Origin of the sequence: Desulfovibrio sp. JY, assembly GCA_021730285.1 — a bacterium.
In the GTDB taxonomy this organism is placed as follows: Bacteria; Desulfobacterota; Desulfovibrionia; order Desulfovibrionales; family Desulfovibrionaceae; genus Solidesulfovibrio.
Genome location: CP082962.1, coordinates 572505 through 587504, shown reverse-complemented (window position 1 = coordinate 587504; position 15000 = coordinate 572505). Strand labels below are relative to the sequence as shown.

The 15000-nt window shown below is 64.8% G+C and carries 16 protein-coding genes; 6 read left to right on the top strand and 10 right to left on the bottom strand.

Annotation, left to right across the window (positions count from 1 at the left end):
• Positions 1-54: 54 nt before the first annotated feature.
• The 10 genes from K9F62_02525 to K9F62_02480 form a co-directional block, all read right to left on the bottom strand.
• Positions 55-1530, bottom strand: coding sequence for a radical SAM protein (locus tag K9F62_02525; GenBank protein ID UJX41594.1), 1476 nt, complete (start codon positions 1528-1530; stop codon positions 55-57).
• 1 nt (position 1531) lies between these two features.
• Complete coding sequence (locus K9F62_02520) at positions 1532-2566, bottom strand: glycosyltransferase (GenBank protein ID UJX41593.1); 1035 nt, start codon at positions 2564-2566, stop codon at positions 1532-1534.
• Complete coding sequence (locus tag K9F62_02515; protein ID UJX41592.1) at positions 2563-3546, bottom strand: glycosyltransferase family 2 protein; 984 nt, start codon at positions 3544-3546, stop codon at positions 2563-2565. Before K9F62_02515 ends, K9F62_02520 begins: the two co-directional genes overlap by 4 nt.
• An 18-nt stretch (positions 3547-3564) precedes the next feature.
• Positions 3565-4515 carry an SDR family oxidoreductase gene (locus tag K9F62_02510; protein ID UJX41591.1) on the bottom strand — a complete coding sequence of 317 codons (951 nt, stop codon included), beginning with the start codon at positions 4513-4515 and terminating at the stop codon, positions 3565-3567.
• Positions 4516-4598: 83 nt separating this feature from the next.
• Positions 4599-5459 carry a 50S ribosomal protein L11 methyltransferase gene (locus K9F62_02505; GenBank protein ID UJX41590.1) on the bottom strand — a complete coding sequence of 287 codons (861 nt, stop codon included), beginning with the start codon at positions 5457-5459 and terminating at the stop codon, positions 4599-4601.
• Between the two features lie 319 nt (positions 5460-5778).
• Positions 5779-5985, bottom strand: coding sequence for a hypothetical protein (locus K9F62_02500; protein UJX41589.1), 207 nt, complete (start codon positions 5983-5985; stop codon positions 5779-5781).
• Between the two features lie 100 nt (positions 5986-6085).
• Positions 6086-6382, bottom strand: coding sequence for a hypothetical protein (locus tag K9F62_02495; GenBank protein ID UJX41588.1), 297 nt, complete (start codon positions 6380-6382; stop codon positions 6086-6088).
• 105 nt (positions 6383-6487) lie between these two features.
• On the bottom strand, positions 6488-8155 hold the full coding sequence (locus tag K9F62_02490) for a glycosyltransferase (protein UJX41587.1): 1668 nt from the start codon (positions 8153-8155) through the stop codon (positions 6488-6490).
• Between the two features lie 211 nt (positions 8156-8366).
• Positions 8367-8675, bottom strand: coding sequence for an isoamylase early set domain-containing protein (locus tag K9F62_02485; protein UJX41586.1), 309 nt, complete (start codon positions 8673-8675; stop codon positions 8367-8369).
• A 139-nt stretch (positions 8676-8814) separates the two neighbouring features.
• Entirely contained in the window at positions 8815-9210 is a 396-nt protein-coding gene (locus K9F62_02480; GenBank protein UJX41585.1) for a response regulator, read from the bottom strand.
• Positions 9211-9396: 186 nt separating this feature from the next.
• Between K9F62_02480 and K9F62_02475 the strand changes: the two genes are divergently transcribed.
• From K9F62_02475 to pyrH, 6 genes are all read left to right on the top strand, one after another.
• On the top strand, positions 9397-10113 hold the full coding sequence (locus K9F62_02475) for a 1-acyl-sn-glycerol-3-phosphate acyltransferase (GenBank protein UJX41584.1): 717 nt from the start codon (positions 9397-9399) through the stop codon (positions 10111-10113).
• A complete protein-coding gene (locus tag K9F62_02470; protein ID UJX41583.1) occupies positions 10110-11765 on the top strand; it encodes a ribonuclease J in 1656 nt (551 codons plus the stop codon). Before K9F62_02475 ends, K9F62_02470 begins: the two co-directional genes overlap by 4 nt.
• A gap of 15 nt (positions 11766-11780) precedes the next feature.
• On the top strand, positions 11781-12554 hold the full coding sequence (locus K9F62_02465; GenBank protein UJX41582.1) for a fumarylacetoacetate hydrolase family protein: 774 nt from the start codon (positions 11781-11783) through the stop codon (positions 12552-12554).
• A gap of 163 nt (positions 12555-12717) precedes the next feature.
• Positions 12718-13539 carry a 30S ribosomal protein S2 gene (rpsB, locus tag K9F62_02460; protein UJX41581.1) on the top strand — a complete coding sequence of 274 codons (822 nt, stop codon included), beginning with the start codon at positions 12718-12720 and terminating at the stop codon, positions 13537-13539.
• Between the two features lie 12 nt (positions 13540-13551).
• Complete coding sequence (gene tsf / locus K9F62_02455; GenBank protein ID UJX41580.1) at positions 13552-14157, top strand: translation elongation factor Ts; 606 nt, start codon at positions 13552-13554, stop codon at positions 14155-14157.
• A gap of 119 nt (positions 14158-14276) precedes the next feature.
• A complete protein-coding gene (gene pyrH / locus K9F62_02450; GenBank protein ID UJX41579.1) occupies positions 14277-14999 on the top strand; it encodes a UMP kinase in 723 nt (240 codons plus the stop codon).
• Position 15000 lies beyond the last annotated feature (1 nt).

Genomic DNA, 15000 nt, shown 5'->3' with positions numbered 1-15000 from the left:
CGGCGGCGCGATATTTTCGGGTCATGACGGCGACAAGGATGTGGCGGGCTCGCCTTATTTACAGCCGCAATCCTTGTTGCGGCTTTTGTTGAGCAGATGCCCCATGAGCTTGCCGGCGGCCCGAAACAGGAACTTCACGTCATCCACGTCGCGGATGCTCATGATCTTGCGTGCGATAAACGCCGGCGTCAAAGCGGCTTTATACAACTCATCCTTGAATTGCAACACGTCGTCATTCGATATCGGACTTTTCCAGACAGAGGCCCGCATATCGTACTCGTCCCAGTTCTCCGTGGTCAGCCAGCCGTTTTCCTTGGCTTCCGTGAAAAGCGGCGTGCCCGGGTAGGGGACCACGATGGTGGCCTGGAGCGTATTGAGCAGGCCGCGGGAAAAAAGCGACTTGGCGAAGTCGATGGTGCGTCGGGCGTCCTCGCGGGTTTCCCAGGGATAGCCGACCATGGTGGTGATGTGGGGTTCGAGACCGGCCTTTTTGGCCATGGCCACGGTCTGTTCGATCTGCTCGACCTTGATGCCTTTGCACAGGCGGTTGAGCGTATTCTGGGACATGGATTCGAGGCCGATGAGGATGAAGCGGAAATTGGCTTTCTTGAGCAGGTTCCACTGGTCCTGGGTCAGTTCACCCACCCGCATGTTGCAGCCCATGACGACTTTCTTGTGGAGCCCCTTGTCGATCAGGCGCTTACAGAATTCCTCGAGCCAGGCCCCGCGCGGGAAACAGCCCGAGTCGTCGAAGATTTCGCGCACGCCGCGTTCGGTCACGAGCCGCTCGATCTCGGCCACGTGGCGTTCGGGAGAGACCGTGCGGTAGGTCGCACCCGGGAAGAGCGTGGTCCAGGAGCAAAAGGTGCAGCGGCCCCACCAGCAGTCGCGGCCGGCCATGACATAGGTGCCGGGCGTGTACTTGAAGTTGCCGTTCTTATAGGCGTAACGCTGCCATTTGGTCAGGTCGCGGTCGATGTAGGGCAGCTCGTCGAGGTTGTGGTTGAGCGAGCCCATGCCGCCGTCGACGATCTCGCCGCCCTCGCGCCGCCACACGCCGGCCGGCATGGGCACGTCCTTGCCGTCGAGGTGGTCGGCCAGATCGGCCAGGATGAAGTCGAAGTCCCCGCCGGCGATGACGTAATCCACGGAGCTCTGTTCCATGGTTTCCCGGGGCAGGGCCGTGACGTGGTCGCCCATGAGCACCACGGCGGCCTTGGGCAGCCGCGCCCTGACGTCGGCCACGATCTTCCAGTGCCTGGTCACGACCGGGGTCTTGGTCTCCATGGCGACGAGGTCCGGGGCCTTTTTGACCAGATCGGCCAGGAAGGCGTCGTAGGTCATCTCGTCGGCGATGCCGTCGTCGAAGGTGACGCTGTGGCCGCGCGCGGCGCAAAGGCTCGCGGCGTAGGAGGGCACCATGGGATAGATGTAGGTCGGGTTGGTGAACCACTGGAACTGGCGGTTCTGGGAAAGGAGCGGGGTCCCCTTGTCCGAGGCGAGCGGCGGATAGGCCACGGAAATTTTCATGTTACCTGCCGAGACTGCTGATCAGTTTTTTCTTGGTGAGGCCGTAAAGGAAGCGCAGGCCGTACCAGACGTGGGTCAGCGCCACGAAGGGCATGGCGGCAAGCGCGACGGCCGGGGACTCGAAACGCAGGAGATCGGCCAGGATCGAAAGCAAAAAGACGGCATAGGCGACAAACCCCAGGCCGATGAGTCCCCCGGCGCAGGGAAGCACGGAGACGCCGCCGGCGGCCACGAAAAGGCCGTGCAGGATCGCGGCCGCGAGGAACAGCACCCACAGCGACGGCAGGAAATAGCGCACCCGGCGGGATGTCTCGGGATGCACGCGCACGAAATGCCCCCGGTGCAGGCCGTAGTTGCCGACCTGGCGCAGGTGTTTCTTCAGTCCCGGCCGGCGGTGGTGCCAGACGAAAAGTTCGGGCAGGTAGCGGATGGCGCCGCCCTTTTTGTGCACGAGGTCCAGGCAGAACTTGGTGTCCTCGCCGGGCCAGCAGGCGGTGTCGAAACCGCCGACATCGAAAAAGGCCTCGCGGGAGACGATGAGGTTGACGGTCGGCCAGTCGTCCACCAGCCGGCTTGGCGGGGTGGGGCGGTAGCGTTCGGGAAAGCCGGTCAGGCGGCTTAAAAACACCGCGCCCGAGGCCCGGGCCCAGAAGGGATCGTCGGGCGGGGTCACGGCCGGGCCGCCCACGGCGGCAAGTCCCGGAGCGTCCTCGAAGGCCACCCGGGCCACGGTCAGCCAGGCCGGGTCGGGATAGGCGTCGTCGTCGATGAAGGCGAGGTAGGCCCCGAGCGCCTGGAGCGCCCCCCGATCGCGCTTGACGGCCGGGGAAACCGGGCCGGTGGCCACGGCGCGCACGCGCGGGTCGTCCGTGTAGGCGGCGACGTCCATGGGCGCGTCGGGCAGCAGGATGACCTCGAAATCCTTTTCGATCAGCCCCAGCAGATGCGGCAGGCTTTCGACGAGGTAGGGGCCGGGCGCCTTGAAGGGGATGATGATGGAAAAAAGAGGCGCGTCGGGAATGGCGGTACGGGTCACTGCTGCCCGTCCCAGTTTCCGGCGCGGCAGCGCACGATGTAAAGCGGCCTGTTGACGACCTCGGTGTGGATGTGGCCGATGTAAAGCGACATCATGCCAAGCGCGCAAAGGACCACGCCGATGAGCAGGGTGTTGAAGACGGTGAAAAAGGCGATGGGCGTGATGTTGGCTCCGACAAACCAGTTGGCCAGGACCATGAGCACGAGCAGCGGGATGGTCACGGCCATGATGCCGAGGCCGAGGTAGCCGGTCAGCCGCAGCGGCACCAGGGAAAAGGAGGTGAAGCTGTTTATCGCCAGATTGAAGAGCTTCTTGACGGAATAGGCCGGCTCGCCCTGGCTTCTGGCCGGGGCGCAAAAGGAGATGTAGGTTTTTTTGTAGCCCATCCAGTCGATGATGCCCCGAAACATGCGCGAGCCTTCGGTGAACTTGGCCAGCGTGCGCACGACCTTCTTGTCCAGCAGGCGGAAGTCGGTGGAATTGGGGGGCAGATCGAGGTCGGTGAACCGGCGCATGAACCAGTAAAAGCCCTTGGAGCCGATTTTTTTCACCAGGGTGTAGTCGGCGACCTTCTCGCGGATGGTGGCCACGATGTCGTAGCCTTCCTCCCACTTGGCGACGAGCTCGGGGATGACCTCGGGCGGGTGCTGGAGATCGGCGTCGAGGCAGATGACGGCGTCGGCGCTTATGGAGGCCTCGACCCCGGCGGTCAGCGCCATCTCCTTGCCGAAGTTGCGGGAGAACATGAGCCCCTTGAAGCGGGGATCGGCGTCGGCCAGGGATTCGATCACGGCCCAGGAGCCGTCGCTGCTGCCGTCGTCGACAAAAAGGCAGTCCCAGTCGTAGGGCAGGCCGTCCATGACCGCGACCACGCTGTCGCGGAGCGCGCAAAGGCCCTTGCCCTCGTTGTACACGGGGACCACAAGGGAAATTTTGCCGCCGCGCCCGGGGGCGCGGCGGCTGGCGTCGTCATGCGTCATTGAGCGAACCGTGCCCGGCTACTGTTTGCGCAGGAGGGCGTCGAAGTATTCGATTGTTTTCTTGAGACCCTCGGTCAGCGGCACCTTGGGCTCCCAGCCGAGCTTGGCCTTGGCCAGGGTGATGTCCGGGCGGCGCTGCTTGGGGTCGTCCTTGGGCAGGGGCCGGTAGTCGATGACCGACTTGGAGCCGGTGTACTCGATGACCATCTTGGCCAGTTCCAGAATGGTGAACTCGCCGGGGTTGCCGGTGTTGACCGGGCCGGTGAAGTCGTCGGGCGTGTCCATCAGGCGCAGGAAGGCCTCGATGAGGTCGTCGACGTAGCAGAACGAACGGGTCTGCTGGCCCTGGCCGTAAACGGTCAGCGGCTCGCCGCGAAGCGCCTGGATGATGAAGTTGGAGACCACCCGGCCGTCGTTGGGGTGCATGCGCGGCCCGTAGGTGTTGAAGATGCGGGCGACTTTGATGCGCAGGTTGTGCTGGCGGCGGTAGTCGAAGAAAAGGGTCTCGGCGCAGCGCTTGCCTTCGTCGTAGCAGGACCGGAAGCCGATGGGGTTGACGTTGCCCCAGTAGGATTCGGGCTGCGGGTGGACGGAGGGGTCGCCGTAGACCTCGGAGGTCGAGGCCTGCATGATCTTGGCCCGAAGCCGCTTGGCCAGCCCGAGCATGTTGATGGCCCCGTGCACGCTCGTCTTGGTGGTCTGCACCGGGTCGTGCTGGTAGTGGATGGGCGAGGCCGGGCAGGCCAGATTGAATATCTCGTCGACTTCCACGTACAGCGGGAAGGTGATGTCGTGGCGCATGAGCTCGAAATGAGGATTATCGAGCAGGTGTTTGACGTTTTGCTTGGCACCGGTGAAGTAATTGTCCAGGCAGATGACGTCGCAACCCTCGTTAATCAGACGTTCGCACAGATGCGAACCAAGGAAACCGGCGCCGCCGGTGACGAGAACGCGTTTTTTCAGGTGCATGGCTTAAGCCTTGAAATACGGTTGTGGTAGAAGGTTATGCGAAGCAAGGCGACCTAGTAAACCCGTTTTTTCCGAATGTAAACTCATTGCCAGGCCAGCGACGCCCACTCCCCGCTGATGCGGGTTTCGGGCTCGGGCAGGCCCGTGGCCCGGTAGGCGGCGGCCACGGTCGGGGCCTGCTCCACCAGGATGCCGGACAGGATGAGCACGCCGCCCGGAGCCATGTGGCCGGCCAGTCGGGGGGCCATGGCGATAAGCGGCGCGGCCAGGATATTGGCGGCCACGACGTCGAAGGCGGCGTCCGGTGTGACCGCTCCCACCCCACCGACGGCCAGGGTCATGGCGTCGCCCACGGCGTTTAGGCGCAGGTTTTCCGCTGCGCACCAGACGGCCTGGGGATCGATGTCCAGGCCGAAGCCGGTAAGGCCCAGCTTGGTGAGCCCTATGCCGAGGATGCCCGAGCCCGTGCCGAGGTCGAGGAACCGCTTCCCGGCGGCGATGCGGCCGGTGGCGGCGCAGGCGGCGAACGCTTCCAGACATAGGGCCGTGGTCGGGTGGTGCCCGGTGCCGAAGGCCATCTTGGGCTCGATGAGGATGGGCGCGCGGCCTTCGGTATCGGTGTCGGCCAGCCAGGGCGGCAGGATCTCGTAAATGCCGCCCACGGCGATGGGCGTGAAAAATTCCTTCCAGGCCGCGCCCCAGTCCTCTTCCTCGATGGTTTCCAGGGCAACGGGAAGCTCCGGCCAGTCCTCGGCCACGGCGGCGGCGAAATCCCGGGCCGGCGGTCCGTCTTCCAGATGCACCCGGAAACGCACGGTTGCGCCGTCGTCGCTAGGCGTTTCCTCCCAGCCCTGGGCCGCGCGCCCGGCCAGCCAAGCCTCCACCCGCTCGGCCAGATCGCCCGCATCGGGAACCGTGATGTCCACTCGCAATAACGTCCGCACAGGTACTCCTTTATCAGACAAGGAGAGGCTCCGCCTCTCCTTGACCTTTCCGGCAGGGGAGGCGCTGCCTCCCCTGCACCCCTCCGCCGGGGGGCCGAGGGCCCCCCGGACCCCCCATAAAGGGTTTGGGGGATACACGGGAATTGGGAAGATGCCTAACGGGAAATGGGGATGACGGCAACGTCCGCCCAGGGACGCTTTGTCGCAATATCCCGGCAACCCATTGAAAAGTTGAGGAAGGGGAGAGCGCGAGAGGGGAGAACCCTTTTCAAAGGGTTTCCCCTCTCGCATCTCTTTCCCCTCTTCTCTTATCCTCTTATCACGCGTCGGCGTCGGCGATGGAGCCGACGCCCGAGGTGGACGCGCCGAGTGCGTCCCTGGGGGCTTGGGAGGCCGGACCGCCGGGGGAAAAACCGTAGTTGGTGACGGCAAAGAGTTTCGTATCGGCCACCTTGTCCAACGTCATGGTCAGGAGGGTATAGCCTGCTTTCGTCCCCATGATGGTGACCTCGACCAAATCATCCATGTCGTCCTCCGAAGGCCGGTCGAAAAATTGCGGAAGGGGCGGGCGCAAAAGGAGAGAGCCCTTTTTCAAGGGTTTCCCCTCTCGATCGTCTGCCCCGCTTCTAGGCGTTGGCGTCGGCGATGGAGCCAATGCCCGAGGTGTAGGCGCCGAGCACGTCCTTGGAGGCCTGGTAGGTCTGGCTCATATCGTTGCTGGTGGAAGACGCGGAGCCCGACCCGCCGCTGTTTAAGTAATCCAGCGTCTTGCTCACCACGGCCGCGCCGATGGTTTCTTTGTCGGTCGGCGTAAAGGATGTGGCGGAGGAGGAAACGGCGTTGTTCATGGTGTCCAGCGTCTTGGACACGATGCCGTAGGAGGCTTCCGCCCCCGCGGCGCTCGAAAAGTTGATGGCGCTCATGGCGTCCTCTCCTTGCCGGCCTGGGTGCGGCCGACTGTCGATACCGCTTATAGTATGCCTGTAGCCAGCCGTTGGTCGGCAGTCAAGGGTACGGGAGCGGCGCGCTTATTTTTCCCATTGGGGAGCGGGGGCGACCTCCAATAGGGAATGCAGCGCCGCGGATAGCCGGCCGGAAGGATCGGCCAGGGCCAGACGCCTGGCGAAACGTTTTTCCTGTCCCGTTTTCGCGGCCGTGGCCGCGGCTAGGGCGATTTCCTCCAGGCCGGGTTCCAGGCGGAAGGCAGCCAGATCGGCCAGACTGAGCATCAGCCCGAGGGCCCAGTCGTCCGGCCGGTGGAGCGTCAGGTTGGAGAGCAGGGCCACGCGTTGGGCTTCGTTGCCGGGCAGGCGCGCCAGCAGCCTGTCCAGGCGGCGGTCGAGCTCGAGATTGTCCGGGTCGAGGGCCTTGGCCGCCACCAGACATTGGACGGCGTTTTCCGGCAACTGGCGGGCCGGGTCGAACACCATGCCTGGCGAGGCTTCGTAGCCGGCCGCTTCCAGGGCCCCGGCGAAGTGGAGCAGGTAGTCGCGCGGGCCGGACAGGCGCGGGATGTCCCGGCGTCCGCGTCCGGCCTGGGCCACGTAGGCCAGCCGGGCTTCTTCGGGCGCGTCCAGGCGGCAGGCCGCCAGACAGCAGGCCGATGCCGTCAGCGGATGCCCCGAAAGCTCCGGCCGGGACAGGCAGATGCCGATCAGCGCCAGTACGGCGTCGCGGTCCCGGGCTCCCAGCGCCGTCTGGATGCGGGCGGCCATGACCTCCGGCGTGTCCGGCCCGGCGGCGAGCCGTCGCCAGACCATCGATCCGGCCAGGACCAGCTGTCCGGACCGGCGCAGCTGGTAGAGGGCGAGGGCTTCCGCGGCGGCCGCATCGGGACCGCGCGGCGGCGGGCCGCAGCGGGCGGCCAGCTCGAGCAGGGCGGCGGCCCGGTGGATGGGCAGGTGGCGGGCGGCCACGGCGGCATGGGCGGCCCGCCCCATCTTTTCGGTCAGGCCCGGATGGGCCAGGGCGAAGCGGATGCGGTCGTCGAGCTCCAGCACATCATCATAATAAACGGCTTCCCGGTCCGGGACGAAAAGCGTGGCCACGGCCTCGGGCCGGCGTTCGGCCACGGGCAGGCAACCGCTGGAAGCGGCCTCGAACAGGCGCAGGTTGATTTCGCCGGCAATGGATTCGTTGGGCACGATCCGCGCGGCGTCGTAGATCGCGGCCAGGGCCTCGCCGTGAACGTCGTCGCGCCGGACGAGTCCGTGGCGGGCCATGTGGTCGATGAACCACTGGCGGCGCCGACGCTGGGGGGTGATGCGGCCGACGAAGGCCAGGGGAATGTCGCGGCCGCCATGGGGAACGAACGGACGGATCGCGCCGTGCCAGGGCACCCAGGTCGCGTTTGTCGCGCCGGCGGCGGCAAAGGCCGTGACCAGATGGGGCTGGGTGGAGGCCACGGCGGAACAGCTCCGGGCGTAGTGGCGCTGCCAGAAAAAGTTGAGGTGCGGATCGAGGGCCCAGTAGATGACCGGGCAGGGCGCGGCGTCGAGGTCGGTCAACACCAGCCGGGTGCCGAGGTGTTCCTGGTGGATGATGCAGTCGGGCGGTTCGGGCAGGCCGGCCAGAAGTTCCGGCAGGCTGGCCGTTCCCTGGGGCGGGTCGAGGTGCGTTGCGCGCACGCCCAGGCGCGCAAGGGCCGGCCCGAGGTGCGAGTGGATGAGGCAGACGTTTTGTATCCGGGCGGCCATGGTCCGGTCCGGGGAAGGGCGGCGGTTCGTTTATGGCGTTCCGCAGCGACGCGGCGCGTTCCACACGTCCCCGGGCGAGCTCTTTCCGATCGCCGGCATGTCGTTGCGGCGTGTCCCGCGTCGGCGGGGTTCCGTTCGATTCCCGCGTGCCCGGCCCGGCAGGGGAGCGGGGCGGAGGACGCGGGTCGGGCACACGGTCATCGGCGCGGGCCTAGGCCGTGACGACGGAATTCTCGCAGTCGCCGAACGGGGAAAAGGCGTGCTTGTCCGATTCGGGGTCGCTGATCCAGATCTCCCCATCGATCAGATAGCGGAACTGGTATTCCCGACCGGTCGGGAGGTCAAGGGTGACGGAAAAGGAACCGTCCTTTTGCCGGCGCATGGGCGTGGCGTCGATCTCCCAATCGTTGAATTCGCCGACGAGGCCGACATTGCCGGCGTCCTTGGCCTGCTCCTTGGCCAAAACGAAAGTTACCTTGCAGACGGGTTTGCTTTTCAGGAACTTTTTTTTCAGCGACATGGGACATCCTCCTCGAAAATGGCCTTGCCGCGGCGAAGCGCAATCGCGTCGCGCGGCGCAACTTGGGACTTAACTCTGCCGTATCGCCTCTTTGTGACGATGTAAAATCTTTTTTGGAAAAAGAAGGATAAAGAACAGCTTAAAGCAGGCCGTCCTGCTTGAGCCGCGCCACCATGGCCCGCAGGTCGATGGGCTTGGTGAAATAGCACGAGGCATTGCCGTGGAAAAAGGATTCGCTGACGTTTTTGACGTCGTCGTGGCAGGTGATCATGATGGCCTTGGCCTCGCGGCCCGGGGCGACCCTGCGCGCGCGCTCGACCTCGCGCATGGCGACCAGGGCCGTGTGGCCGTCCATGACCGGCATCTGGATGTCCATGAACACGAGGTCGAAGGGTTCGCCGCCGTCCAGGGCGGCCGTGAAGCGGGCCAGTCCGTCCTGGCCGTGTTCGGCGCAGTCGCACTGCCCGTAGGGTTTGAGTGTCGTGGACATGGTCAGGCGGGAGATGGGGTCGTCGTCGACAATGAGAATTTTCATGCAAAGTCCCCTTGCGTTGCGCACGCTGCGCACTGCGGGGCACTGTTGCCAAAAAAGAATAACCTGTGCAAGACATGCGGCCCCGGCGGGAAGGCTGGATTTTTTCCGCCGTCGCCCCTAGTATCGGGATGCCGCCCGGCATCCTTGCCCGCCTGGCCCACTTGTCAACACGGAACGATGGAAAACATGATCCGATCGCTTTTTTTTACGGCCTGCCTCGCGCCGCTGACCCTCGTTTTCAGCTCCCTGTGCTGGCTGTTCGCCCGCGTGGGGACTGACGGCCGCCTGTCCCACCGGCTGGAATGCCTGTGGGCCAGATGCCTGGTCCGGTGCTCCGGCGTGCGCGTCACTGTCGACCTGTCGGCCCTCGACCCGGGCGAGACCTATATTTTCATGGCCAATCACCAGAGCCATATGGACATCCCGATCCTTTTCGCCACGCTTTCCGGGTATAATTTCCGGTTTTTGGCCAAGGAAAGCCTGTTCGCCATCCCGGTCTTCGGCCCGGCCATGCGCCGGGTGGGCCATGTGGCCATCGACCGGGCCAACCGGCGCAAGGCCATGGAATCCATCGCCTGCGCGACCGGGCTCGTCTCGCGCGGGGTGGGGCTGCTCGTCTTCCCCGAGGGCACGCGCTCCATGGACTACTCGCGCCTTGGCGAATTCAAGACCGGGGGCATGATCGTGGCGCTCAAGTGCCGGGCCAAGGTGGCCCCGCTTATCGTATCCGGCTCCGGGAACATCCTGCCCAAGCACGCCCGGCTGGTGCGCGGGGGGGAAGTGACCGTGCGCGCCCTGCCCCCCTTCGATCCCCATGCCCTTTATACGCTCAAGGAGCGTGAAGCTTTTAAAAACGACCTTTGGGCCCGCATGAACGGGGCCTACCAGGAGATGCGACAATGAATTCCAACCCCGCCGTGACGCTCTACCCGCTGGGCGGCCTCGGCGAAATCGGGCTTAACTGCATGGCCCTGGTGTCTGGCGAATCCATGATCGTCGTGGATTGCGGCCTGATGTTCCCCGACGATTCCCTGTTCGGCATCGACGTGGTCATCCCGCGCTTCGACTTCATTTTGGCCAACAAGGACAAACTCAAAGGCATCATCCTCACCCACGGCCACGAGGACCATATCGGGGCGCTGCCCTGGCTTATGCGCTCCTGCGACGCCACGCTCTACGGCTCGTCTTTTACCCTGGCCCTGGCCGCCAAGAAACTCGAGGAGCACAGCCTCAAGGAGTTCACGCACTTCGAGGCGGTGGAGGGCGGCCAGACCATCACGCTCGGCGATTTCAAGGTCACCTTTTTTCCGGTGTGCCATTCCATCGTGCGCGGCTTTGCCCTCGGCATCGAGACCCCGGCCGGGCGCATCGTCCACACCGGCGACTTCAAGATCGACCGCACGCCGCTCGACGGCCACGCCACCGACCTGCCGGCCATCAAGGCCTTTTCCGAAAAAGGCGTCATGCTGCTGTTGTCCGATTCCACCAATGCCGAGCGCGAGGGCTTCGCCCTGGCCGAGCGCGAGATCAAATCCGCTCTGGCCGACATTTTCAAGGATGTCTCCGGGCGCATCGTGGTGACGCTTTTTTCCAGCCATATCCAGCGGATGCAGGAGATATACGACCTGGCCCACGCCACGGGCCGCAAGGTCGCGGTCTCGGGCAAGAGTCTTTTTTCCAACATCGAGATCGCCCGGGAGCTCGGCCACCTGCGCGTGCCGCCCGAGACCGAGGCCAGCCTCGACGACCTGCCGAACCTGCCGGACAACCAGGTGGTGCTGCTCGTCACCGGCTCCCAGGGCGAGCCGCTTTCGGCCCTGTCGCGCCTGGCCTACGGCGAGCATCGCCAGATCAAGGTGCAAAAGGGCGACACCGTCCTTTTGTCCTCGCGGTTCATCCCGGGCAACGTGCGGGCCATAACGCGGCTTATAAACCGCCTCTACAAGCTCGGGGCCGAGGTCCTCTACGAGTCCGTCCAGGCCATCCACGCCTCGGGCCATGCCCACGCCGAGGAACTGCGGCTGATGTTGCGGGCCGTTTCGCCGAAGTTTTTCATCCCCGTGCACGGCGAATACCGCCATCTGGTCAAGCACGCCCGCATCGGCGTCTCCTGCGGCGTGGCCCCGGAACGGGCGCTGGTCATCGAGGACGGCCAGCCCGTGACCTTTTCCGGCGGGCTGATCCGGCTCGAGGACCCGATTCCGGTGGAGCACATCTATGTCGACGGCAAGGGGGTCGGCGACGTGGGTGTCACCGTGCTCAAGGAGCGCCAGCTGCTGGCCGGCGAGGGGCTGGTCATCGTGGTCATGGTGGTGGACGAGAAGTCCGGCGAGCTGACCTTCGGTCCCAATATCCTGTCCAAGGGGTTCGTCTTCGAGCAGCACTACAGCCACGTGCTGGAAGACGCCAAGTGCATTGTCCTCGACATCTACGAAAACGTGCCGCCGGGCCAGTCCGATCTGCTCAAGGAGCGCATCCGCTCGGCCTTGCGCCGGTTTTTCCGCAAGGTGCTGGAGCGCGATCCGGTGGTGGTGCCGCTGGTCATCACCTTGTAACCGGGGCGTGGCGGCATGAAAGTCCTGCGGGTGCGTCGGGGGAACACGACGTTTTACGCCCAGCTGCTGCTGGAGGAGCGTGCGGTCAAGTGCCTTGACCGCACGCTTGGCCTGCCCGAGGTGCTGCCGCTGACGGATGTCTCGGTGCTGGCGCCGGTCGCGCCGTCCAAGGTGGTGTGCGCCCAGGGCAATTTCCGCAGCCGCCTGCACGAGATCGGTCGCGGGCCGGCCGACGCGCCCATGCTTTTTTTCAAGCCCCCCTCGGCCGTCATCGGCAACGGCCAGTCCATCATGCTGCCCCGCGCCACCACCCGGGTGGAGGCCTGGGGGGAGCTGGCCCTGGTCCTTGGCCGGGGCTGCCGCAACGTCGCGCCCGAGGACGTGCCGCGCCATCTTTTCGGCTACAGCTGCGCCAACGACGTCACGGCCGGCGATTTCCTGGCCCCGGATGAACCGCTCGGCCGGGCCAAGGGCTTCGACACCTTCGCCCCCATCGGGCCGTGGATCGAGACCGCCGTGGCCGACCCCACGGCGCTGTGGCTGCGCACCACGGTCAACGGCGCCGTGACCCAGGAATCCTCGACCGACGACATGGTGCTCTCCCCGTATGAGCTGGTCAGCTTCATCTCCACCATCATGACGCTGCTCCCCGGCGACGTGGTCCTGACCGGCTCCCCGGCCGGCGGCGGACGGCTTGCCCCGGGCGACGAGGTCCGGGTGGAGATCGACGCGGTGGGGGTGCTCATCAACGCGGCCAGGTCCGAAGAAGAGCTCGCGCCGCTGCAATAGCCCTGCTGGCGTCCGGAAATTTCCGGGAGCCGGGGGCTTGCCTTTTTTCGGGAAGATGACTACAAACTCCCGTTCACCAAACACGCACGCTTCGCCTTTTCCCTGGGTGCCGGACGGTCCGGTCGCTCCCCGGCGAAGCGGAGGGAAAACCCAAGGAGTCCTCATGCCTTACGTAACCATGAAGCAGCTTCTGGAGACCGGCGTCCACTTCGGACACCAGACCCGCCGTTGGAACCCCAAGATGCGCCCGTTCATTTTCGGGGCCAGAAACGGCATCCATATCATCGACCTGCAGCAGACCGTGCGCCTGTACCAGAAGGCCCACGACTTCGTGGCCGGCGTCGTTGCCGGCGGCGGCAAGGTCGTTTTCGTCGGCACCAAGCGCCAGGCCCAGGAATCCGTGAAAAAGGAAGCCGAGCGCGCCGGCCAGTTCTTCGTCACCAACCGTTGGATGGGCGGCATGCTCACCAACTTCCAGACCATAAAGAAGAGCATCGATCGCCTGAAAAACCTGGAACGCATGTTCGGGGACGGCACCATCAAGCGCTTTCCGAAAAAGGAAATCGTGATGATGAGCCGCGAGGTGGGCAAGCTCAACGCCAACCTCGGCGGCATCAAGGACATGGAGAAGCTGCCCCAGGTGGCCTTTATCATCGACCCCAAGCGCGAAGAGATCGCCGTCCAGGAATGCCGCAAGCTCGGCATCCCCATCGTGGCCGTGGTGGACTCCAACTGCGACCCCGACGTCATCGACTACGTGATCCCCGGCAACGACGACGCCATCCGCGCCATCAAGCTTTTTGCCTCCAGCGTGGCCGAAGCCTGCCTTGAAGGCGCGGCCCAGAACAAGGATAAGGACGACGAGCCGGTCCCGGACAAGGACGAGAAGCCTGAACTCGAAGCCGAGGCCGCTGTCGCCCCTGCCGCCGAGCCCGCTGCCGCCGCTCCCGCGGCGTCAACCGAATCCGCAACCACCGCCGAGTAGGAGGACCGATTCATGGCCGATATTACCGCCAGCTCCGTGAAAGCCCTGCGTGACAAAACCGGCGCGGGCATGATGGATTGCAAGAAAGCCCTGGGCGAGTGCTCCGGCGACGAGGAAAAAGCCGTCGCCTGGCTGCGCGAGAAAGGCCTGGCCAAGGCCCAGAAGCGCGCCGGCCGCGCCACTTCCGAGGGCGCGATCGGTTCCTATATCCACTCCAACGGCAAGCTCGGCGTCATGGTCGAGATCAAGTGCGAGACCGACTTCGTGGCCCGCTCCGAGCGCTTCCAGGAGTTCGCGAAGAACGTGGCCATGCAGATCGCCGCCGCCAATCCGGTCTGCCTCTGCCCCGAGGAAGTGCCGGCCGAGCTTCTGGCCAAGGAAAAGGAAATCTACAAGCATCAGGCCATGGAAGAGGGCAAGCCCGAAGCCATCGCCGAGAAGATCGTCGAAGGGCGCATGAAGAAGTATTACAAGGAAGTCTGCCTGCTTGAGCAGCCTTTCATCAAGGACGACAAGGTCGCCATCAAGGATCTGCTCAACGAGCTGATCGGCGTACTTGGCGAAAACGTCCAGATCGGGCGATTTTGCCGCATGGCCCTGGGCGAGGACGCCGCCTAGGTCGACGCGCATCGAGGTTACAACGGGCCGTAAGGCCCGTTTTTTTTGCAATCCGTTCCCGGGGAGGCCAGGACGCCAGGGCCTCCCCCCACACTTTCCGCAGCCAGCAAGGGGGCGCCATGTCGAATTTGCGGTTTTCCCAGGTTTTGCTAAAGATAAGCGGCGAGGCGCTGGCCGGTGGTCGCCCCTTCGGGATCGACAACCAGACCATCACCAACTTCTGCCAGGAGATCGCCTGGGCGGCCGAGGCCGGAGCCAGGATCTCCCTGGTCATCGGCGGCGGCAACATTTTTCGCGGCGTCTCCGAGCAGGCCGCCGGCATGGACAGGGCCTCGGCGGACTACATGGGCATGCTGGCCACTGTCTTAAACGCCCTGGCCGTGCAGGAAGGCCTGGAGAAGCAGGGACTGTCCACCCGCGTCATGTCGGCCATCACCATGCGCGAGGTCTGCGAGCCCTACATCCGTCGCCGGGCCCTGCGGCACTTGGAGAAGGGCCGGGTGGTCATCTGCGCCGCCGGCACCGGCAATCCGTACTTCACCACGGACACTGCCGCGGCGCTTCGGGCCATGGAGCTCAAAACCGAGGCTATCCTCAAGGGAACGAAAGTCGACGGCGTCTACGACAAGGACCCGGTCAAACACCCCGACGCCGTCAAGTTCGATACCCTGACCTACATGGACGTGCTGGAAAAACGGTTGCGCGTCATGGATAGCACGGCGATAAGCCTGGCCATGGACAACAAGCTGCCCATCGTGGTCTTCAACATGTTCACGCCGGGCAACCTCAAGCGGGTGCTGGTCGGTGAGCCCGTCGGCACGGTGGTCAAAGGAGAGGAATAAC